Source organism: Arthrobacter alpinus, assembly GCF_001294625.1.
Classification (GTDB): domain Bacteria; phylum Actinomycetota; class Actinomycetes; order Actinomycetales; family Micrococcaceae; genus Specibacter; species Specibacter alpinus_A.
In genome coordinates, this window is record NZ_CP012677.1 from 3904748 (window position 1) to 3925835 (window position 21088).

Sequence of the window (21088 nt, forward strand, 5' to 3'; positions counted from 1 at the left end):
AGGGGTGGCAATGGTTGCCGTTGCTGTTCCGCGCTTTTTCTTCGCGTCCGGGTAGCAGATCCTGAGATTTTGAATTTGCTAGGAAGGGCGGACGCGGTGCAAACACGGCATGTGGGTAACAACTGGGTCCCACTTTTGTGTTTGTCGGTGCTGTTCTTGTTCAGCGGTGCCATCAGCATGGTGACCGATCGCGGCAACGGATCCGTGCCGGGCGTCTTCGTGTTTGGCACCTTGGTCACCGGCGGTGTCAGCGCCCTATGGTGGCGTAGGAACCCGTCCTGGTGGGTGTCTGCGCGTAACCACTACTACTATTTGGCTGGTGGGGCGCTCGCGGGCGTGATCCTCAGTGCCATGGTGCCTTTCCTGAACGGCGCCGGCCCCTGGTTCGTGCTGGGCGCGGCGATAGCCACCTACGGCTATTTTGAACGCCTACGGTTGCTGGTGACAGTGGGAGGGGCGGTTGCCTTCACGGGGTTCCTGGCCATGGTCATCCGCGCCGACGTGTGGGGTGGGGCATTGCACCTGATCTCGGCTGGCATCTTGGCCTTTGCCGCCAATAAGCTCTATGTCCTCCGCAATGGCCGACGCCGTGAAGTCCAAGACAGCGACCCGTCGTTCATTGGCTCCTTTCAGGAGTACGACGAGGACGAACGCGTCGGCTTCTAACCGGTCCCCACGCCACGCTTCAGCACCTACGGGGCGAAGGCGCCGATGTGCAACAGCGCAATATCGGCATTGCTGCAGGCCGTCAGGGGTTGCACGATCGTGAGGGAGTCGGTGGCGCTGGGCGGGTAGACCAATACCGCATCGGCTGGGACCTGCGTGCAGTCCTGGTAGTTCCCGGCCTGCGTGTATTGCAGGACCGCCGCGGCGCTTTGGCCCGGGGCCAGCGAGATGGGGCCAGCGGAGGGTGCCTGCGGATTGCGCACAGCGGGCGCGCCAATCGGGGTGGTGGTGCCGGATTTAACCAGCGACACGCCAGGGTAGCCGTCCAGGATGCACAGGGTCCCGGACGTGTTCTTCACGATCAGCTTCATGTAGACGCTCCCGGCCGCACCGCCGCCGGAAGCGTCCAGTGAACCCTCAAGTGAGGCGGCCATGCACAGTGCCGGCTCGGCAGGGGTGATCGGTGGCGTACTGCTGGGTGCGGTGCTTTGAGGGGACGACGGCGTAGTCTCCGCAGTGCGGGAAGCGGCGGCACTGCTGGTGGTTGGTGCGGAAGAGGCCGGGGTTGAGGAAGCCTGGCCGCAGCCCGTCAGTGCAACACCAAGGCCCACCACGGCTGACATGGCTAAGAGAGCAGGAGCGCTGCGCTTCTTGAGGAAGTGGCGCGCTGGCGTGGCGTTCTGCAAAGAGGTCATGGGTCCACTTTTGCGTTTCAACCAGCTTGAGTCAACTGGCCCCGCCGTCGAGGTAGCAGGTCCTCGCCCAGACTCGCCCGTAGGTGGGCGAGTCTGGGCGAGGACCTGCTACCTCAGCGGTAGTGGCAACGCTAGTGGCTGGTGTCCGGGCTGGCGACTACGCCTTGCGACTGCGGCCGGCACGCATGAACGCCAAACCGCCCAGGATCAGCCCTGCCAAGCCCGCACCCAGGCCAAGCCAGGCAGCCCAGGAGGTGCCGCCGTCGGACGCCGCCGCGCCATCATGGTCCGCCGCAGCCTGTTCGGTGGCCGTCGGCGCGCCGTGGGAGTCGGCGACGGCTGCTGTGACGCTTACCGACGGTGCCGGCGCCTTGACCGAGTCATGGTCGGCACCGGCGGCCGGGATTTCCTTCCAGTCCGTCTGGCCAATTTCACACTGCTGCAATGTGGGGAAATACAGGGTCTTCCCGGCGGTGTCCGGGAGCTGGAGGGACAGCGTGAACGTGTCGCGCTGGTGGTCGGCCAACGGCGTCTTGGCGGTGTACGTGATGGAGGCGGTGCGCTCACTGATCTGGCTGCCATTGGCCAGGGTGCGCGGGGTGTCAAGTTTTTGCGCGGTCTTGCTGATGGTCCAGTTTGGGTTCACCGTGGGCGTGGCGTCATTGAGCTCCTGCGGCAAGGTGATGGTGATGCCGGTGGTGGGTGAGCCGCTGCAGCCGTGGGCTACCGAAAACGTCATCAACGAGTAGGCGCCGGCCGCGGTTTCGGTGGGCGTGGCTTCCACGTGGGCTGATGCTGCGCCGAGGCCCAGGGCCATCAGGGCGGCTGTGGTTCCGAGGGCCAGCGTGGATGTGACTTTGCGTGAGAATCGCATGGGAAAACCTTTCGAGTGCGCAATGGTGCGCATAACAACAATGGGCGGGCGCGCCCCACGAAAGGATCGAAGGGCGTTTAGGCGAAGACAGCAGTCACCGGCGGCGGTCCGCGGCGGGTATCCGGGCGTATATTGCGCCATGGCAGGCGCGGCAGGGGAAGTGGTGGCACGGCGGCCCGGGCCTGCCGCGCCGGCAAAAGAAGAACCGCGGCTGAGGTCCTGCAGAGCGGCCGTAGCCAGTCGGCCAGGGCCCACAACGCATTTTCGCCTTGTGCCAGCAGCACAGCGGTGACGACCGTGGCTACAACGTGGGCGGACATCATCCACCCGGACATCAACGACCCTGCCAGTACGGAACCGGAGAAGTCCATGCTGTGGTTCATCAGGTCCATGCCGCCCGCGGAACCGGCGGGTGCCAGCGCAACTGACTGCAACACCGCCACTGCCTGCGCCGACTGCGAGTGGTCGTGCATGCCAGAGGGCATGGCAACCATGGGGACGGCCACCGAAAGTGTGGCAAACCCCTGGTGCAGTACCAACTGGCTTGTAGCCAGCAGGGCAAACATGGCGGGGAACCCCAGCCGGACTTTGGTGGCCACAGTGGAACACAGTACGTGCAGGGCCATGAGGGCGGCCATGATGAAAGGTGCCGGCAACACGCCTCCGGCACTGACGTGGGCTCCTGCTGCCAGACCAAGAATTGTGGCAGCTACAAGGGTGGTTCGCAGCAGCCGGAAGGGCGCAGGCGCGTAGCGCATGGTGCTCCCTCCGGTTAGGCCAACCCCGCTAGCTTATCGAGGAAATCGCCTGCCCTGGAACCCGGCCTGGCGTGGTGGTGGAGTGGTGCGGTGCACGGGAAGATGCAGCCAGGGTGCTTTTCGGTGGTAACCGCAGCGTAAACGTGGTCTCCCCGGGCTTGCTGGTGACGCTGACACTGCCCTGGTGCGCTGCCATGATGGACTGGACGATGCTCAGGCCCAACCCCGTGCTGCCCTGGGTACCGGTGCGGGCTTTATCTGCCCGGGAGAACCTGTCGAAGATGACGTCCCTGAACGCCGGGTCAATCCCTGGCCCGTCGTCGCTGACCTGCACGACGGCGGTCCCATCGGTCTCCTGGGCCACTTTTGTGTGCACTGTGGTCCCGGCAGGGGTGTGCTTGGCCGCATTGGAGAGCAGGTTCAGCAGCGCCTGCTTGAGCTGGCCGTCGTTGCACTGGACACTGACCGGGGCGTCCGGGACCTCGATGCTCCAATGGTGGTGGGGTGCGCTGACGCGAACATCGCCCACGGCGTCCATGGTCAGCGGGGTCAGGTCCACTGTGTGCAGGTTCAACGGCTGGCCCTCATCGAGCCTGGCCAGCATGAGCAGGTCCTCCACCAGCCGGCTCATGCGCAGGGACTGCTCGGTGACCCGGCCCAGGGAGATTTTGCCGTCGGGGCTCAGCGGCTCGGTCATTTGCAGCAGTTCCGTGTAGCCGCGGATGGCTGTGAGCGGCGTGCGCAGTTCGTGGCTGGCGTCGGCCACAAATCGGCGCACCTTCATCTCGCTGCGCTGGCGTGCCTGCAAAGCGTGGGCAACATTGTCCAGCATGGCGTTAAACGCGTTCCCCACATTGCCGACCTCCGTGCCTGGGTGGACTGCGCTGTCCGGCACCCGCACGCTCAGAGCCACCTCTCCGGCGTCGAGCGGCAGATGGGCAACCTTGGTGGCGACGGCGGAGAGCTGTTCCAGGGGGCGCATGCTTCGGCGGATGATGACGGTGCCGGCGAGGCCAAGGATGGCCAGGCCGGCGAGGGAGACCAGCACCATCGACAGGACCAGTCGGGCGAGGGTTTGCTCGGTGGCGGCGAGGGGCAGGCCGGTGATCAGGATGTCGCCGTTGGGCAGCGCCATGGCCTGCAGGCGGTAGCTGCCAATTGAGAGTTTCTTGTCGGTCAAGGCGCTGGTGGTTGGCAGCTCGGCCAGGATCTGCGCGTCGGCGCTTGTCAGTTCCTGGCGAGTGCCTGTGGGGGCCAGGATCCCTGCGTAATGAACGACGCCGTTGCTCAGGACCGCGCTGAGCTGGCCGGCGCTGGTGGCTTTGGCGTTGAGTGGGTCCCGCGGGCTGGCGTTGCCGCCGGGACCGGCATAAAACTGGTTGGTGCGCACCGTGGCGGCGTTGACGGCCGTGTCGATCTGGCCGTTCAAGGTAACGCTGGTGGTGGTGTAGCTGACAAGGCCCACCAGGGCACAGATGACGGTGAGCAGTGCCATCATCAGGGCGACCAGGCGGGTGCGCAGGTGCCATGACCCGGGGTGTGTGAGGCGGGATCCGGTGTGCGCCAGGCTGTCCTTTATCTGCATGGCTTGATGACGTAGCCGGCGCCGCGGACGGTGTGGATCATGGGTTCGCGGTCGGCGTCGATCTTCTTGCGCAAATAGGAAATGTATAGTTCGACGATGTTGCTTTGGCCGCCGAAGTCGTAGTCCCAGACCCGGTCAAGGATGCGGGTCTTGCTGAGGACGTGGCGGGGGTTTTCCATCAGGAATTGCAGGAGCTCAAATTCGGTGCTGGTCAGCGTCATCTCTGTGCCGGCCCGGGATACTTGGCGGGTGTCCCGTTCAAGGGTCAGATCGCCCACCGTGAGTTGGGCCCAGTTGGGGGCCGTCACGCCAGCGCGTTGGACGATCCTGTGGAGGCGCAGAAGTACTTCTTCCATGCTGAACGGCTTGGTCACGTAGTCGTCGCCGCCGGCGTGCAGGCCCGTAAGCCGGTCCGCCACGGCGTCCTTTGCTGTCAGGAACAGGGCTGGGATGTCCGGGTAGATGGTGCGCAGTCGGCCCAGCAGCTCCACGCCGTCCATGCCGGGCATCATCACGTCCAGGACCACTACGTCGGGGTGAAAGGCACGCGCAATCTTGAGGGCGCTTTGGCCGTCGTGGGCCACGGCGATCTTCCAACCTGTCAGTTCAAGACCCATGCGCATCAGGTCAGCCAGCGCCGGTTCGTCATCGACTACTAGGGCGCGAATGGGCTCGCCGCCTGGGCGGGTGAGCTTGGTGAGCGCTGATGCAGGAAGTGGAAAGGACATAGAGCCATGCTCTGACACTTGTCCTGAGAGTTACTGGAGGGTTCCTGAGTGTTGTCTGTGTCTTAGGATATTCGTGTGCGGGCCTATCACGCCGCCGATTTCATCACTCACAAAGAACATTGGGGAAAATCTTGTCCGACACGAAGGCAGCACGGCCACACAAGTCCACGTGGCAACCAGCAAAGTCCTTTTGGATCACGGCAGCAATCTGGCTTTTGATCCTCATTATCTGTATTGCCACCGGAGGTTTGGGAGTCTGGATTGTCCTCTTTGCCTTGTTTGCCATCTTGACCGCCCTCTATACGTTGGTGTCCGGACGTAGGTCGTGGCTGGGGCTGCCCAACCGCAAGGCGGGCGGAACGGCCGTGGGGGCCGGCGTTGCCGCGCTGGTACTCGGGTCCGTGGTCATGTCAGCAACAATGCCAGCTACCGAGCCGGTGGCGGAGGTTGCCGCAACGACGACGGCGACGACTACAGCGACTGCGACGAAGACGCCCAGCCCCTCCGCCAAGAGCGCACTCTACACCAAGTGCACCACGGCGGCGGAGTCAAAGAAGGAATCTGGCACCGCGCTGACATGCACGCTCGGGGATGACGGCACGCTGGTCTGGCTGACGGAAAGCCGGTCCAAGGAAATGGTGGCGGAGCGTGCTGTGGTCACGGCCAAGGAGGAAGCAGCCAAGGCAGCGGCCAAGAAAGTCGAGGATGACAAGGCGGCAGCTGTGGCCGCGGAGGCGACCAAGGTTGCTGCCGTCAACGCAGCGGCGCAGCAGGCCGCATCCGATGATGCTGCCCGTGTTGCCGCCCAACAAGCCGCGCAGAAGGCCCCGGCCCCGCCCGTTCAGGCGCCCCCGGCGGCTGTCTACTATGCGAACTGCGCGGCTGTCAGGGCGGCCGGAGCTGCCCCGATTTACCGAGGGCAGCCAGGTTACAGCAGCACGCTGGACCGTGACGGTGACGGTATCGCCTGCGAAAAGTAGGCGCCCCGCGTTTACCACTTGGTTCCCGTCGAAGCAGCCGGTCCGCGCCGAGACTCGCCCTGCGCTGGGCGCAATCTCGGTGCGGACCGGCTACCTCGGTGAAATGTTTAAAGACAGAAGGCGTCCACATCGCTGTAAATTCTTACGATGTGGACGCCTTCTGCAGTGGCGGTGACGGTGGGATTTGAACCCATTACGCAGGCTATGCAACCGCTGGAGACATTGGATGTGACCCCGTATTTACGGTGTTTTCGACCCGTTTGCTCACATCTGAAAACAACGATTCACAGGCATTCCTGCACCAAAATGCACCACGATCCTCTGGTGATCATTGTCCGGATTCGGTCGAATCAGATCGGTTAGAGACCTTCCGTAGGGGGTATCGGTGACCTACCCAGTTTCCTCTTCGATAAAGACCCTGGCTGGAGCTCAGGGATTCATTGGTTCGATTTCACGGGCGTTTGGTGACGCTGCGATGTACTCATCTTTAGGGCCCCTTGCTCGCCTCTTCGTCGTTCGAAAAAGGCATCGGTTTGCTCTCCAAGTACTCATCGCGCTGCCTGCTGAGGGCATCCACCACGTTGTCTAAGTCGTCGGGGAAAAGAGCCGCATAGGTGTCGAGAGTGACTTTCGCCGACTTGTGCCCTAGCATCCGTTGCACGACTTTGACGTTGGCTCCAGCGCTGATCGCGAGCGACGCGGCTGTATGCCGCAGGTCATGGGGTGTTACTCGCCGGAACGTCTTGTCTGCCGCCTGAGCGCGTTTCACCGCCCCGGCGAACCATCCCGAAGCGGCATTACCGGGCCTGAGGTAGCCGCCCTCCTCGGAGTTCCAGAGGCGGTCCTCCTGGCCTTTGCCTTTACACGCAGCCGTAGCCGCGGCGTCGAGGAAGTCCGGATATGCCACGGTTCGTCTCTCGTGGCTCTTGACGCTCCCTAGAATGGCCTTGCCGTTCACCTCGGCCACGGCTTCGCGAATATTTATGCGGCGCGCCTTGGGGTCCACGTTTCGCACCCGCAGGGCGGTCGCCTCCCCCCACCGCATGCCGGTGTAGGCGAGGAACCGAACGAGATCAGGGTGTCGCGATGTGAGAGCCAGCGCCTCGACCTGGGCATGGGATAGGAAGACCTCGTCAGGGAGCGGTTTCTTTTTAATCGTTAGATCACGCGCCGGGTTCTTCGTGATTCTATTGTCTTCTACGGCGTGGTCGAGGATTCCCGCCAAGAGGTCGCGAACGCGGGCAACGGTTGTGTGGGAACGTCCCTCACCGAGTTCGTTCAGCCAAGCCTGCACCTCTCGCTTCGTGATTGTTCCGACAGCATAGTTGCCCCACTTCGGTTTGACGTGAATGCGCCAGGCGCTTTCGACCGAGTGGTAGCTCGACGCTGTGATCTTCGGCTTGTGCTGTTCAAGCCACTGGATTCCCAGCTCCGAAACGGTGACTTTCGCGTCGGTGCGGTTGACATATGCACCCTTTAGTTTTGAAACCTCGACGGTGGCGAGGTGCGCCTCCGCGTCGCGCTTCAACTTGAAACCCCGGTCGTGCCCACGAGCGCCGTCCGGCTTGGTGTACCAGACCTCGTACAGTCTGCCCTTTGTTTTAGTGCTGTACGCCTTAACTGTGCCCATGTCGCCCCCGTGGGTATGGCTGCTATTGATCAATTGTGAGTATATGTGGCAAAGCGTGTGTAGAATGTATCCAAGTCTGACTACAGTAAAAGGGCCAGAGCCGTTCGGCTCGACAAGTGGAAACGCCAAGCAACTGCTAATGGGTTCGGCTACAAGGTCCTCTTGAAAGCAAAGCTTTCGAGAGGTTTTTTTATGCCCACATCTACCGTCATCAGCACCGCATTGCTCGACTCGCTCGTCACTCCATTCACGGTCATCAGCACCGCACTGCTCGACTCGCTCGTCGCTCCCGCCACCTTGGCTGAGCGCCTCGGTACTACCGAGCGCAGTTTGAGCGAATGGCGCATCAAGGGCCGAGGCCCGAAGTTCATCCGAGTAGGTCGCGGCGTTCGTTATCGGCCAGAGGCCGTCGACGCCTGGCTTCTCGCGCGAGAGCACACGAGCACCTCTGAGGAGGTGCGCTAATGGGAACTGACGAGATCAACGAGTCTAACTCTTCCACGCTTACCGCCGAAGAAACTCCCGTTTTTCCCTTTGCGGCTTCGCAGACGCCGGAAAAGCCATACGAATCCACCCCGTCGCAATCGGCATCCTCCTCGAATTCAGATATGTCGCTTTACGCCCTTGAGATTCAAACGGCAATTGAGGCTCAGCACGGAGCGTTGACCGCTGATGATCGGTGTGAGGTCGTGATGAACAGACCCCTTTCCTACGAGGGCCGTGAGCACTACGCCACGGCCCGTGGAGAGACGGGTGTCCCAATGATTGAAGACGAAGACCGTCACAGCGAGACGAGCACGGAGACGGTGACGACGTTTGATGGCATTGAGAGCGCCATTGCAGCAATGGAACGCGAAATGCTGATCAGTCGGCAGGCCGATTCACTGCGCCGGAAAGCGAAAAAGCACCGTCTCCAAATGCGCCTTGCGTACGAGGTGGCTGCCGACAACCAGTTGAAGCTGATGCGTGTCACCGGGCTTGGCTGGTTCAAATACGACCGCAATCGCTGGGTCGAGGACATAGGCGACAAGGCGGCGACAAACGCCGTCATGAAGACGATTCGCCGTCTGGCGGCGGACGCCATGAGTGACAGGGACCTTCACAGTGATCTGGTGAAGGCACAGACGGCCAGCGGCGCGAGAGGGGTGCTCACGCTGACAGCAAGCCTCCCTGGCATAGCCGTGCAGGCGTCCGAGCTGGACGCCGACCCATATGTGCTGAATACCCCAACCGGCTCGCTCGATCTTAAGACGTTCGAGCTGCGCCCGCACGACCCGGCAGATTGCCTCACCAAGATCACCCGTGGTGCACATGACAAGTCGGCTTGCAGCGTGAGATGGGAAGCTTTCCTGGAACGAATTCTTCCAGACGCCGAGGTACGCGCATATGTACAAAGGGTCTTCGGACTGTCCCTCGTAGGCAAGCAACTTGAGCACATCCTGCTCGTCGCGATCGGTACCGGCCGGAACGGCAAGGGCGTCGCGTACGAGTCCGTCGGATATTCGTTTGGCGACTACACGCACTTCGCGCCTTCGACCCTGTTCGAACAGACCAAAGCCAACGTTAATGGGGCAAGTCCTGCACTGTTCGACCTCCGCGGAGCCCGGTTCGTTGCGCTCTCGGAAACGGAGAAGACTGCGCGGATTGCCTCTTCCCTCCTTAAGAGCCTAACGGGTGGCGATCCCGTGACTGCGCGGAAGCTCTACGGGGATCCCGTAACCTTCCTTCCGTCGTGGCTCATACTTCTTGTGACGAACCACCTCCCCACGTTCCCGGCCAATGATCCGGCCGTGTTTGAGCGCGTCCGCGTGGTTCCGTTCGACGTCTACATCCCAGAGGGCGACCGTGACAGGCAGCTCACTGCCAAGCTCGAGGAGGAAGCCGACGGCATTCTGACGTGGGCGGCGCAAGGCCTGGCCGACTACTGGGAGGGCGGTCTCTGCGAACCCGATGCGGTGAAGCTGGCCACGAGCAATTACGCAGCTGATCAGGACAACGTTTCGCGTTTCATGGAGGTGATGTGCACGGATGCCCCGGTCCACGGTGGCTCCACAACCAAAGAACTCCACGATGCGTACGCGGAGTGGGCGATTGCCGAGGGGATTTTCCGTGAGCACCGTCTGGGACGTACCGACTTTGGGCGCGCGCTCGACAAGCTTGGGTTCGCTGCAGTGAAGAAGAGCCGCGGAATGGTGCGTGAGGGCCTCGAGCTGGAAGCTAGCGGCAGCGTTGTGATGATCGCTTCGCCCGCTGGTCCCGACACGTCTACCTCAGCGCCGGCTACGGACACGTCGATCAGTTCGACGGCTAGTAGCGGCGTCGTCCCTGTGGCGTCATCCAACCCTAATCCCAATCTGTGGGACGGATTCGAAGCGGAGCCGGCGGACCAAACATGGGTCGGATGAACGACTTCCATATTGAATGCCTAGCGGCGCCTTGGACCATCGACAAAGACACGACAGTGAGGATCACACAATGAGTGAACACTACGAGGATCAAATGTCGCTGACGGAGTACTCAGCGTCAGTCAATACAGCTACTCTGTACACGCCCTCGAGGGCTTCGTCCGTGTCTGCAACGCGTCGACGGCCGAAGACCCAGAAAGAGCTTTACGCGGAGGCGGAGGCGCGCGCCAAGTCGTTGAAGGAAAAGCTTCTGGCGCGGCGAGTGAAGAATCGCGATCGACTGATCGAAGACTTGTATCGCGAGCTCGGGGTTGAGGCGATCGACGGCGACCTTGACGAAGCCGATCGGCTGAGTGAGCTGCGTTCGCTTCTCGGCGAGCAGCTGGGTTCCGGCGCTCGGGGGCTGCGGTAGTGCGGCGGTTCGTCTCACTGCGAAGCTTGTGCCCGTTTCCCGGCGGAGCGGGGTGGCCGCGTCCCCGGGGGTGGATCGAAGGAGGGGGCGCAGCCCTCTCCTCGCAAGCAAAGGACAGGGTGAGGAGCGACAGCGACGATTCCTGTCCGACCCGACCGTGTGTTCGAGCGAAGCGAGGAACGTATACGGTCGGGTTGCTTGCCAGTTGGCTGGTACCTGAGGGTTTCATCAATGGGACCAAGACTCCGGTCCTCAGGTACCAGCCAACCTGGAGGGCCCAGTGAGCGAGGCACGAGCGAACAGCGGGTGCCCGACCAGCGAGGTGTCCGTAGCGCTAGCGGAGGATGCCACGCTTCCGCCGGTGAGCCGTCGCGCTGGCGACGGCGAGAGGGCCGAAGTGCGAAGCACGTCGAGCACGGGCGCGAGCGAGGTCGTCACGGTGCGGATGCACCGTGACGGAATCGCCGCGCTCACCGAGGTGCAGCGTCAACTTGGTGGCAGCAGGTCTGACGGCGTACGTCAGGCGGTGCAAATCGTCGCGGATGCCCTCTCCGATGCGACGTCGATCAATGCGGCGCAGAAGTCGCTGTCGAAGCGAATTGCGGCCCGCAGGCCTGTCGTGGTCAAAGCTGACGAAAGCGTGCTCGCCGATCTCCGGGACTCGTTGCGCGAGGTCGCTGAACGGTACTCGCGGCAGGCGTTCCTGTTCCAGAAGATTGGAAACAACTGGAACCAGATCGTCATGGTTGCCAACTCCGGTGGCCGCGTGGATGCAGATGCGATCCGTGGGGTGGAGCGCGCCCTTGACCGGCTTGCGGTGGTGATGGAACGTGACGCAAAGCGGGACGCGACGGTCTCCGTGAAGCTATTGGAGGCGCTCTGATGCCGGTCGAATACGCAGGGACCACTGCTGTTGCATCGCGCTTACTCCGCTACACAGTGAAGCCAAAACCGGGCCAGACTGCCAAGGAGCGGGTACTGCACATTGCCGGCCAAAACTGCCGCCCGGTGACTGCAGAGCGCGAGTTCGCTGCTACTCGGCGCCGGCACGGCACGCAAGGGGCAACGCGGAAGTCTCCTGCCACATACGCGCTACCCGAACCAGGGGATGTCGCCACATATGTGCGCCTCACACGCCCGAACGGGCGTAGATACTGGGCCGTGGCGAAGAACGGCGATGAGGCGACTCACGTTCGGCACGAAGGTGAAGTCGTCCGGCAGGCTGAGGCGCGTCATCTGATCACATCATTCGGCCGCGACGAGGTGAACCCATTGGATCCGGAGCAGGTCGCGAAAGCGTTTGAGTACGTCGTCGCGCGGCACGCAGTTCTGTATCCGGGAGAGCAGGCCACGTTCGTCGGGCAGGCCGAGGGTATCGGTGGGAAGTTCCATGTGCACACGACGCGCAACGCCACGTTGTACCTGGACATGGAGGTGGACGGGAAGCGCTACGGCGCCGGCCGCAAACTTGCCGGTGATCTCACCGATATCGACCAGATGCGTGAGCGTGCCGACCGGTTCCTTGCCGAGCACGGCCACGAGTACGACCTGGTTCCGCAGCGCCTGCCGTCAGTTTCTGAGAGGAAGAAGGAGATGCGCAACCAGCGCGATCGCCGGATGGCGGCGAACGGCGCACTTTCGAACCACGACCAGATCCGGAAGGCCTTCGAAGTTTCGATGGACGACCCAAGGGCCATGGATTTCGAAACCTGGAAGGTTGTAATGGCCGAGTATGATGTCACCGTCACCGAGCCCGGCTGGAGGCGCGGCAAGCCCCCAAAGGTGCCACGGCTGAGCTATCAGTTGGCCAGCATGGCGACGGCGGTGCGAGCGAAGACTCTGGGTGAGCACTATGATCATGCCAGTGCGCTCGGGCAGCTCGATGCGAAGGCGCGCGGCCAGCCTCGAGGACGCCGTCCAGCGTTCGTGAAGGCCGGGAACCCTCGGCCCGCTTCGCAGGCATCGGCAGCGGATCTGGCAGCCGCCCAGAAGGCCATGGCGTACATGGCGCGCGAAGAGCGTGAGCTGCGTGCGGCTGAGGATGAGATGTACGACTGGGTTGCCGCGCGGGCCCATGACCAGGGGGTTGCCTTCGGCGACATCCTGAACCGACTCCCTGAATCCTATGAGGCCCAGAAGCGTGTTATGCATCGGTGGAACCGACTCGCCGAAGCAAGTGAGGCCCAGACGAAAGTAGCGCCAGGCTTGCCGGAAGAACACGGGCCGGGTGCGCCGGTTGAGGACACGACCATGGCCGAGTCAACGTCGTATCGGCCAGGACCAGTGGCTTTCGAACCAGGGCCGGAGGCTCCAGATCACGACCTCTTCGACCATGTGATCGTCGACGAGGCCCTAGTTCAATACGGAATTTACCAGGCTGACTTTGCGGCAATGTACAAGGCTGGAATCGAGCCGCGAAGAATCGGCGTTGCAAGAGAGCTCTGGGCGTCCCTCTCCGAGGACGAGCAGCGTGAGAGGTACTTAGAGCGGAAGAAGGACCTTCAAACCCTCCATCAGGGCGAGGAAGTCACTCCAACTCCCCGAGACCAGGATGAGATGCAATCGCCTCAGAGACTAGCCCCGGGCCTACTGGAGGATATGTCCGTCGAAGAAGGTCTTTCACAGCACACTGGGCTGTCAGGGCGCCACTTGCGTACTGAGGCACCGGAGAGCGAGGAGGGTGCTCACGCGGCAGCAGCCCGCATCGAGCGCAGGCGTCGCGATGCCTTACGCCGTTGGGTGTTGCGCGGTACTGACGAGCCTGTACCCAACGAGGATGAGCGCGAGTTCGGCGCTTAGGTGTCTTATTCGTAAGACTGGCGCTTCTTCTACCCAGGAGCAACGCGCCCGGCAAACGACGGCACGCGCTCAAGGCCGATGACATTTCCTCCGTTCGGGGAGCTCGGCCACGGCCTGTGTCATGCCGTCCATGCAGTTGTGCAATCCAGGAACCAAAGTTCCTATACACACGCGTGCATAGGAACTCTTTGGTCAGAACTTCACAACTGCATGGTGCGTTCCGTTGGACGCATCGCTCCGCCCCATCGAGCCGACGATTTCCATACGATTCTGGCCTTAGATTGGCCATCTTCTGGACAAACGCTGGCCACTGGTGGCCGCGATGTGGGCGTCTTCTGTCCTCGCTCGGGCCGGGACGGGGCCAGCTGGTGGTCCTCAGTTGTCACAGGTCATTTTTTACTGGCGGTGGGCAGGAACTGTCCAGCTCGCGGACTAGTTCTGGCCCCTCGGCGCCCACGATCGTCAGGACGGTGTCCCACAGCGCATCTTCCGCTTCGTTGTGGGCGAGAGTTGACCAGGCCCGGGCCAGAACCTGGACAGCAGTTGTTCCGAGATCATGATCTGGAACAATGGGTCTGCCAAAGCTCGTTTACGAGCACATCGGCGGAGACAATGTGAAGCGCAGATTGTGCGAATCATTTCCTGTAATGAGAGCAAGGCACAGTGAGGACCCCGAAGCCGTCTCCTTGGCCACTCTGGTAAAGCGGGCAAGAATCGGGGAATGGCGATGCAGCGCTACGCCCGCATTGTCCTGCGCTACGTGTCGCCGATACGATCCTGCACCGCCCTGTTCAAGAGATCCGGCGACGCGGCGGGGTACCTTTCCGGCTGCGCAGGGCGGCCAAACTTCCGAACTGTTCAGCCTAATTGCGCTCGTAAACGAGAGGACTACTGTCAGGTTGCACCAGGCGATAAAATCGCTATTACAGGAAAAAGGAACTTCTCCGCTAATAGTTTCCTCGATTTTGTGGGGCCGCGTAAGTTCATACAAAAAGACGGTCTAAACCTGAGCGTAGTCTGGACAAAAAGCGCCGTCCTTTGCCCAGGTTGTGCAGCCTCGAATTCCTCAACGAGAGAGATAGGTAAAGATGATCGCCAAGGATGACGCTGGCATGCGAAATTCTCGTGGTGGACGTCCGTCAAAAGGTCGACGAGTGCAGATTGCCACGCGGACCCTGGTACCTCTTGCTGAGGCAGCCCGTGCCAGGGCCGAGGATCTCAGCATGACCGTGAGTGACTACCTCGCGATGTTGATCGCCCAGGACACCAATCTGCCCCAGTTTGCACCTTGCCAAACTGATCGAACAAAGTGAGGTTGCCTATCAGCCGGGTGTCCCAGCAGAAGAAGTCTGCTGCTTCCCCGACGGGCTTCTTCTGCTTCGTAGCTCAAACTATTGTGCTTTGCCGGCTCTTGGGTTCAAGCTAATCAAGATCAACTGCCGTCAGGTTGGTATTCTCTACGCCTGAGTGCCTAGCTGATTCTGTGCGGGTCTATTCGATACTTTTCTTGGCCCGTCCCCTAATGCCGCGTCCACTCCAGTGATCTCCATCCTTGACATGATTTCTGTGGGAAAGCGTGAGAGGGAATCGTCCATCCCAGCGGATGCCTGATGTTGGGTCTGCACTGTCGCCGTGAGGTATTCGTAGTGGCTAGTGGCGGCCGTGTACTTCAGGATATTCAGGGTGTCTGTCCGCTCAATGGAACCGTCGATATAGTAGTGGCTTGCTCCGTCAAAGAACACTCCGTGACTGCCATCAGGGTGCATCGAGGATGTTCCGATGTGTCCGGCAATGATCGTCTTCGAAAAGGTGCCCACCGAAGCAGGAAACTTGTGGGTGAAGGTTAGGTCTGGTGTCTGACTGCGCCAGTTTTCTCCGGCTTGCTCGTTTACCCCTGCGTGCACGAAGATCTGCTCACTCGTTTCGTAGTACAGCGGCAGACGATTCAGCCAAGCGAGGAGTGCTGGGTGATTCATCTTGATGGCGTCTTTCACAGCACGATTGATCATCGTGAGCCCGTCAACGTCAGTCGGTAACTCGACCCTGTTTCCAAGGATCCGCTGCATCTGATCCGTCGTTAGGAGTGAGCCGATCGTGACGAATCCGAGGTCCTGGAGCGGCCAAAACACATCCTCGTCGTTGCCGGACATCCAGTCGAGGAAGTCCACCTCGTGGTTACCAAGCAAAGCAATGACCCTATTCGGCCACTGATCCGCGACTGCCTTGATCGTATAGAGGACCTCAGCGCTTTGCGCGCCACGGTCAATGTAGTCGCCGAGGAGGATCAGGCTTGCACCTTCGTCGGAGTCGATGTCGATCATCTCGAGCGCGGTGAGTAGACACGGCAAATGTCCGTGAACATCGCTGAGCACGTAGGCGGTATTGGGCAATGACTTCTCCTTGATCTGCCTGCAGACGGTTGGGTTCCCTACTTGGTAGAACGAATGCGATCGGCCTCAATTCCCTAAGGTGCGCGAGAGTCGGATGTCACGAGCGGCAGTAAGGAGAATTGGGAATACGCGAATCGAATTAGGTCAGCTCACTCTGGTCTGCACCAGCCGTCGCCCTTATTGCGAGACGGTCGCCCTCACGCTGAGGCAGTCTGAAGAAGGCTGAAGACATAGTGAATCTAATGGGTGAGACCCTTCAGCGTCTTCCAGTAGATTGGGCCAGAAGATAGCGCTGCGTCGAATTTGATTCAGTGAATCCGGACGCCACTGAAGAGCTTAGTCGGGGGGCTCATGAATTCGTCGAGTAACCCGGCGATGAGTCAGTGGTGATAGCTCATCGACGGTTTCCTCGGGGCGAACATCAACGGCGCTGGCTGGCGAGAATTTCGAGGAATCGATGGAGTGGGGCAGCGCGTCGCTGCCGCTATTTATTAACTCCGCCATGATGCGAACACGCACCTTGTTTCCCGCCGCTCTGGGACACTGTCCCGTCGCGACAGGTAGCAGAATATCCGGAACTGGCACCTTCAAGCAGTGGCCTGAGTGAGGAAATATCCACACCATATGTTTTTCCGTATTGGACGATTTCCCGATCGTAATTGAGGATCCGTTGTCGGTACGCATTGTCAGCTGACTGTCGTTCTGAAGACTCTGAGTAGGCCAAAGAGGCGGAAAGTGGCGATCCGAAATAGCTAGACTTCCATTCCGGTAGTCCCTTCGCATCGGGACAATCGGAGAGGATCGCACCGTCCAGATTCAAATCTGCGAGTTTTTGTTGGTTTTCCGGTGATAGAACTCTGGCGGCATTCGGGGTCCACCGGCCTGTTCCGCCCTTGGATAGATCGCCACAAATGTATTCGCTCAGATTATGCCACTCAACGGAAGTGATCTTGACGCCGATGCTTGCGGATTTTTCGAGAACTAGTTCTTCAACTCGCTCCGCCCGGGTTCTTGTACTTGGTCGGGCCGGCGGAGAGGGAAGTGGGGGCAAAGCGACCTTTGCGGGCTGTGCGGTAACGCGGGTCCTAGCAGTCGGATCAACACCCAATCTGCTGGTGGAGCTACAACCGGTCAACGCCATGGCCATCAGAAGAACCCCAGCACCAATGGTCCTGAACGATTTATGCATTGCATTCCCCCAGCTCGGACATCTTCAATGAAAAATTGGTAATCGAACAACCACGACTTTGGCAGCGACCAACGTGCAAAGCCACTCAGCTATGAAAAATGAAGAGGACCTGCCCGTTCCGCCAAGAGGCCAGTTCGCTCATCCCCAGAGAGTTTAAATGGCTCCAGTGTTTGGATCACCATCTAGGAAGCGACTCCAGCCGGGTTGCCCACCGCGGAGTTGAGTTTACCTCAACACCGCGGTGGGCAACCTAGCTGGCGCATATTCCCCAAGGTCTTCGACTGCTATTCGTTTCGGTCAACAAAGGGACTTGTGCCTTACGTCTTCCTAGACGCAGGCAGGCGCTCAGTCCTATATTTCGTCCCCAAAACCCGAAAAAGACCCTGCTCGCCGATAGTGGGGATAACTGTGATTATCGTGGGTAAAAAACCACACCCTTGAAGTGAGATGGGGCTGAGTTGAAAAAACGGGTTGTGAGCGCGTTGAACCGCGCAGTTACGGGGGATTGGGGCCGCTGCATCGCAGCTTGACGCTTGGCGAATCGTGGCGCATCCTCCGCCTGGAGCCTCGCAGTGGCAGCGTGGTCCGTCTTGACGAACTATTCACCGGCGGATACTGCAAGGCCGCGGTAGGGCCGTGATTGGTGGCGAGCTGCCGGGAGCAGCGTCCAAGCCCGATGTTGCGACAGCAGGGGGTCCCTACTGTTTACTTTTTCAGGCGCTGTCGTGTCGTTTTGGGGATTCTGGTTCGACCACCTTGGCTTCGAACCGCTCGCCGCAGATGCAGCGGTGAGATCCGTCATGCTGGGGCGTGAGCGTGCAGTCGTGCCCGTACCATTCGGAGCCCATGCGGCCTGAGCAGCGAGGCGTTGCCATGGTTTTCGCGGTGTTCATCTGGGATACTTCATTAGTCTGTGAGGAGAATTAGCCGTAAATATCGGAACGGTGGCCCAGATCTACTGCCACGATCACGAGCTGGTCCTCAATTAGGTCGCAAATTACTCGGTAGTTACCAATCCGGTAGCGCCACAGACCAGCAAGGTTTCCGGTGAGAGCCTTTCCCTGGGTGCGGGGGTCCTCCAGCAAAGCCACATCATCGAGGTAGTTGATGATCTTGGCTGCAACGGGTTTATCAAGCTTTTTGAGCGCCTTGAGGGCGTCTCGGTCATACTCAACCGCCCAGGCCAAGTTCAACCTTCACGTCGTCGCTGGAGACGGTCTCGCGGCGACCAGCACGAATGTCAGTCGCCTTCTGGGCCACTGAATATTCCCACTCCAGCTTGTCAAGGCCGTTGGTGATCAGTTCGCGCAAGTAGAACGACTTGGGCCGGCCAGTGCTGGCCGCCAGTCTGTCCAGGCGCTCTTCGGTTTCATGGGGTAGTCGAACGGTGGTTGGCATCCGGGGCGCTCCTGGGTTGAATACATGTATTCACAATATTACGCTGGCAATTGGCGTACGTCGAGGCGTTGCTCCCTTTTGGTGATGGGATGGACCTGTTGGCATCCTCCCTCCCTTTCGGAAGGGGTCTGCGCGAGCAAAATTCGGTCAGCCGACGACCAGCTATGGTCAGCCAGAAATTCAGTAGTAAGGCAACCACTATTACGATTTGTACCCATAGAATCGTAATAGGACGATGCTTACTACTGATTGCGAGGAGAGGTGCGATGGAAAACTGGCCGGCCCATACTTCCGAGGAACGAGCATGGAAGAGTTCTGGACGGGCCCCCCGCGAAGACCGGGAGCTATCCAAGATCGACGTGTCGATCCCTCCTCACATCGCTGAGCTAAGTTATTACCCGTCCCACGACACGATGGTCCTTCTTGAGACTGCCGCCATCAAGATCGCAGCCCTGGATGCCACGGCCGGCGCCCAAATGGCCGCCATTAGCGGATTCCTTCTCCGGAGTGAATCTGTCTCTTCGTCCAAGATCGAGCACGTCGAAGCCAATCGTGAGGACTATGCCAAGGCCATGATTGGCATCAAATCCAGTGCAAACGCCCGCTCCATGGTGGCTGCGACGGATGCAATCCAAGCCATGATTACGGCTGCGGGTAAGACGGGGGCCGTAGGCCAAGACGCCATGTTGGTCGCCCACGGGATTCTGATGAAGGATGATCCTACCCACGCGCATTACGCCGGACGCATCCGCGATGTTCAGAATTGGATCAAGGGCAGTGACTACTCACCTCGCGGCGCCATTCACATTCCGCCGCCACCGGACTTGGTTCCAGCCCTGCTCGATGACCTCTTTGCCTTCGCCAACCGGACGAACATCCCGGTCCTGGCACAGGCGGCTATCACCCATGCGCAATTCGAATCTATCCACCCGTTTACTGACGGCAACGGACGCATTGGCAGGGCGCTCATTGGAGCTGTTTCACGCCGTCGCGGACTGACCTCGACCACTGTTACGCCCATTGCTTCAGCCATGGTAGCCGATGTGAAGCAGTACTTTAGCCTGGTGAACAACTACCGTGCGGGGGAGGTTGACGCGTTCGTGGGTTATCTGGCTGAATCGGCAATTCGGGCCACAGACGCAGCGAAGGTGTCTATCGCCGCGCTGCAGGAGCTACCTGATATGTGGACCGATATGGCCCGGCCTCGGAGAAACAGCGCCGATGAGAAAATCATTGCCCGGCTTCTGGAACGTCCCGTTTTCGAAGCTCACACAGCCGCCCATTTTGCCGGCGTTAAGGAAAACTCGATCTACGCTGCCCTGGACCGACTAGTGGATTCAGGGGTGCTGAGCCTGGTCTCGTCGGCAAAACGTAATAGGGCCTGGGCCGCGACTGAGGTGCTGGACGAGGTGGACCGTCTCAACAAGCGGCTCGGGTTCGTCGAATAATCGTAAGTGCCGTCGGGCCGCCGCCGTGCAATTTACAGTTCGGGCGCAATGCCCAGATCGGGTGGGATGTCGGTAGGCCAGCATGGAAGCCGAAGCGCCCGTCAGGCGGTGAGTATCCTCGGCGTCCATTTCGGCCAGGCGGGGTCTCCCACTAGCTGACCGTGCTGGTATTCAGCGACATGTCGGAAAGGGGTTTTGGCGGTGCTGTTGTCAAAGAAATCCGTGCGGTCTGCAACCGAGCGTGCGCTGACGATCAGATCCCACAACCGCGCGTAGCGGTCTCGAATCTTCTGTTCAGGCACATCATGGCCGCCGTCCTGCACGCGTTCGGCAACGCGGTTCACGGTCGCATCGACAGGGAGGAGCATGACGTGCAGATGCACAAGGTAGCCGCGGGAAACAGCTTCGTGGACCAGGTCAACCTTGCTGGGGTGGCTGAACACGGTCTCGGTGATGAATGAGCTTCGGGCCGCCAGTAACTTTGCGCGTTCCGCAGCGGCGGCAAGTGAAGCATCGTAGGCGTGTTCGACCTGGGAGTTCGGCCAGCGTTCGGCAGCAATCACATCCGCGTTCACAAAGGGAAGGTGAGTCACTGGTTGCAGGATGCGTTGGACATAGGTGGATTTACCGGAACCATTTGGCCCAGCAAGGAGGTGGAGGATCGGCACCGGCTAGGCGTCCGCGCTGCTGCTGTGTTCGGCTCCGCCATGCACGACTGTGTGGCCATGCGCATCAGCCTCGGTCCAGGAACGTCCCGCCTTCGTGAATTCAGCCGCGAGATCCAGGCTGGCCAGACGTTCGGCTACTCGCTCATCCCAACCCACTCGCACTACAGCCTGGCTGACTTCATTGAGGTTATCGTAGGTTTTGTCTCCGGCGAGCACGCGCTGAATATCGCGCGGGCTTATACGAGGGTCCGCTTCGAGCTCGCGTCCGATTCGGGCCCAGTGGTTGAGCTGCTGGGTCGCGCTTCGACTAACGATCGAGCCGACCGATTTGGCGGCCTCGAACAGTTCTACCTCTACCCGCATCGGAATCGTGTTGCTCATACCTCGATTGTAGCAACTTGCTACAGATGGGGATAGGCGCTGATGGGTACCAGGGAAATGAGAGGTTTTTGCCAGTGTTTCG

At 60.5% G+C, this 21088-nt stretch carries 19 protein-coding genes; 8 read left to right on the top strand and 11 right to left on the bottom strand.

Going from position 1 to position 21088, the window contains the following annotated elements; all coding sequences use genetic code 11:
- Positions 1–96: 96 nt before the first annotated feature.
- A complete protein-coding gene (locus AOC05_RS17875) occupies positions 97–666 on the top strand; it encodes a hypothetical protein (protein ID WP_062008912.1) in 570 nt (189 codons plus the stop codon).
- A gap of 26 nt (positions 667–692) precedes the next feature.
- Here the strand turns inward: AOC05_RS17875 and AOC05_RS17880 are convergent, their stop codons facing one another.
- The 5 genes from AOC05_RS17880 to AOC05_RS17900 all read right to left on the bottom strand — a co-directional run bounded on the left by AOC05_RS17880 (position 693) and on the right by AOC05_RS17900 (position 5306).
- Positions 693–1361: a DUF4232 domain-containing protein gene (locus AOC05_RS17880; protein WP_062008919.1), complete on the bottom strand. Its 669-nt coding sequence runs from the start codon at positions 1359–1361 to the stop codon at positions 693–695.
- Positions 1362–1518: 157 nt separating this feature from the next.
- Positions 1519–2235: a YcnI family protein gene (locus AOC05_RS17885; RefSeq protein WP_062010012.1), complete on the bottom strand. Its 717-nt coding sequence runs from the start codon at positions 2233–2235 to the stop codon at positions 1519–1521.
- A 77-nt stretch (positions 2236–2312) separates the two neighbouring features.
- Positions 2313–2993, bottom strand: coding sequence for a hypothetical protein (locus AOC05_RS17890; protein ID WP_062008920.1), 681 nt, complete (start codon positions 2991–2993; stop codon positions 2313–2315).
- 28 nt (positions 2994–3021) lie between these two features.
- Complete coding sequence (locus tag AOC05_RS17895; RefSeq protein WP_082358067.1) at positions 3022–4578, bottom strand: sensor histidine kinase; 1557 nt, start codon at positions 4576–4578, stop codon at positions 3022–3024.
- Positions 4569–5306 (bottom strand): response regulator transcription factor, encoded by a 738-nt coding sequence (locus AOC05_RS17900; RefSeq protein WP_154604865.1) that lies wholly within the window; start codon positions 5304–5306, stop codon positions 4569–4571. Before AOC05_RS17900 ends, AOC05_RS17895 begins: the two co-directional genes overlap by 10 nt.
- A gap of 131 nt (positions 5307–5437) precedes the next feature.
- Here AOC05_RS17900 and AOC05_RS20280 point away from each other — a divergent pair, with 131 nt between their 5' ends.
- Positions 5438–6286 carry an excalibur calcium-binding domain-containing protein gene (locus AOC05_RS20280; protein WP_231687144.1) on the top strand — a complete coding sequence of 283 codons (849 nt, stop codon included), beginning with the start codon at positions 5438–5440 and terminating at the stop codon, positions 6284–6286.
- Between the two features lie 487 nt (positions 6287–6773).
- Here AOC05_RS20280 and AOC05_RS17910 read toward each other — a convergent pair whose 3' ends face one another.
- Positions 6774–7916, bottom strand: a complete 1143-nt coding sequence (locus tag AOC05_RS17910; protein WP_082358068.1) for a tyrosine-type recombinase/integrase — start codon at positions 7914–7916, stop codon at positions 6774–6776.
- Positions 7917–8108: 192 nt separating this feature from the next.
- On the opposite strand from AOC05_RS17910, the gene AOC05_RS19890 reads away from it, so the two are divergent.
- The 5 genes from AOC05_RS19890 to AOC05_RS17935 all read left to right on the top strand — a co-directional run bounded on the left by AOC05_RS19890 (position 8109) and on the right by AOC05_RS17935 (position 13532).
- On the top strand, positions 8109–8381 hold the full coding sequence (locus tag AOC05_RS19890; protein ID WP_197277852.1) for a helix-turn-helix transcriptional regulator: 273 nt from the start codon (positions 8109–8111) through the stop codon (positions 8379–8381).
- Positions 8381–10321, top strand: coding sequence for a DNA primase family protein (locus tag AOC05_RS17920; RefSeq protein ID WP_062008926.1), 1941 nt, complete (start codon positions 8381–8383; stop codon positions 10319–10321). The genes AOC05_RS19890 and AOC05_RS17920 overlap by 1 nt, the downstream gene beginning before the upstream one ends.
- A 163-nt stretch (positions 10322–10484) precedes the next feature.
- A complete protein-coding gene (locus AOC05_RS17925; protein WP_157375023.1) occupies positions 10485–10733 on the top strand; it encodes a hypothetical protein in 249 nt (82 codons plus the stop codon).
- A gap of 397 nt (positions 10734–11130) precedes the next feature.
- Positions 11131–11616 (top strand): hypothetical protein, encoded by a 486-nt coding sequence (locus tag AOC05_RS17930; RefSeq protein ID WP_197277853.1) that lies wholly within the window; start codon positions 11131–11133, stop codon positions 11614–11616.
- A 278-nt stretch (positions 11617–11894) separates the two neighbouring features.
- Complete coding sequence (locus AOC05_RS17935; RefSeq protein ID WP_157375025.1) at positions 11895–13532, top strand: hypothetical protein; 1638 nt, start codon at positions 11895–11897, stop codon at positions 13530–13532.
- A 1457-nt stretch (positions 13533–14989) separates the two neighbouring features.
- On the opposite strand, the gene AOC05_RS17940 is transcribed toward AOC05_RS17935, so the two are convergent.
- The 3 genes from AOC05_RS17940 to relB form a co-directional block, all read right to left on the bottom strand.
- On the bottom strand, positions 14990–15922 hold the full coding sequence (locus tag AOC05_RS17940; protein ID WP_062008933.1) for a metallophosphoesterase: 933 nt from the start codon (positions 15920–15922) through the stop codon (positions 14990–14992).
- Between the two features lie 2112 nt (positions 15923–18034).
- On the bottom strand, positions 18035–18298 hold the full coding sequence (locus tag AOC05_RS17945) for a type II toxin-antitoxin system RelE family toxin (RefSeq protein ID WP_062008935.1): 264 nt from the start codon (positions 18296–18298) through the stop codon (positions 18035–18037).
- Positions 18282–18509, bottom strand: coding sequence for a ribbon-helix-helix protein, CopG family (gene relB / locus AOC05_RS17950; RefSeq protein ID WP_062008937.1), 228 nt, complete (start codon positions 18507–18509; stop codon positions 18282–18284). The genes AOC05_RS17945 and relB overlap by 17 nt, the downstream gene beginning before the upstream one ends.
- A 266-nt stretch (positions 18510–18775) precedes the next feature.
- Here relB and AOC05_RS17955 point away from each other — a divergent pair, with 266 nt between their 5' ends.
- Positions 18776–19957, top strand: coding sequence for a Fic family protein (locus tag AOC05_RS17955; RefSeq protein WP_062008940.1), 1182 nt, complete (start codon positions 18776–18778; stop codon positions 19955–19957).
- 101 nt (positions 19958–20058) lie between these two features.
- Here the strand turns inward: AOC05_RS17955 and AOC05_RS17960 are convergent, their stop codons facing one another.
- Both AOC05_RS17960 and AOC05_RS17965 read right to left on the bottom strand, forming a co-directional pair.
- Complete coding sequence (locus AOC05_RS17960; RefSeq protein WP_062008942.1) at positions 20059–20625, bottom strand: AAA family ATPase; 567 nt, start codon at positions 20623–20625, stop codon at positions 20059–20061.
- 3 nt (positions 20626–20628) lie between these two features.
- A complete protein-coding gene (locus AOC05_RS17965) occupies positions 20629–21006 on the bottom strand; it encodes a TA system antitoxin ParD family protein (RefSeq protein WP_062008943.1) in 378 nt (125 codons plus the stop codon).
- Positions 21007–21088: the final 82 nt, after the last annotated feature.

Bases quoted from the DNA above. Each gene is read 5' to 3' on its own strand.
- AOC05_RS17955 (WP_062008940.1), top strand. From the start codon at position 18,776: ATGGAAAACTGGCCGGCCCATACTTCCGAGGAACGAGCATGGAAGAGT.
- AOC05_RS17965 (WP_062008943.1), bottom strand. From the start codon at position 21,006: ATGAGCAACACGATTCCGATGCGGGTAGAGGTAGAACTGTTCGAGGCC.
- AOC05_RS17900 (WP_154604865.1), bottom strand. From the start codon at position 5,306: ATGTCCTTTCCACTTCCTGCATCAGCGCTCACCAAGCTCACCCGCCCA.
- AOC05_RS17880 (WP_062008919.1), bottom strand. From the start codon at position 1,361: ATGACCTCTTTGCAGAACGCCACGCCAGCGCGCCACTTCCTCAAGAAG.
- AOC05_RS17885 (WP_062010012.1), bottom strand. From the start codon at position 2,235: ATGCGATTCTCACGCAAAGTCACATCCACGCTGGCCCTCGGAACCACA.
- AOC05_RS19890 (WP_197277852.1), top strand. From the start codon at position 8,109: ATGCCCACATCTACCGTCATCAGCACCGCATTGCTCGACTCGCTCGTC.
- AOC05_RS17895 (WP_082358067.1), bottom strand. From the start codon at position 4,578: ATGCAGATAAAGGACAGCCTGGCGCACACCGGATCCCGCCTCACACAC.
- AOC05_RS17920 (WP_062008926.1), top strand. From the start codon at position 8,381: ATGGGAACTGACGAGATCAACGAGTCTAACTCTTCCACGCTTACCGCC.
- relB (WP_062008937.1), bottom strand. From the start codon at position 18,509: ATGCCAACCACCGTTCGACTACCCCATGAAACCGAAGAGCGCCTGGAC.
- AOC05_RS17910 (WP_082358068.1), bottom strand. From the start codon at position 7,916: ATGGGCACAGTTAAGGCGTACAGCACTAAAACAAAGGGCAGACTGTAC.
- AOC05_RS17890 (WP_062008920.1), bottom strand. From the start codon at position 2,993: ATGCGCTACGCGCCTGCGCCCTTCCGGCTGCTGCGAACCACCCTTGTA.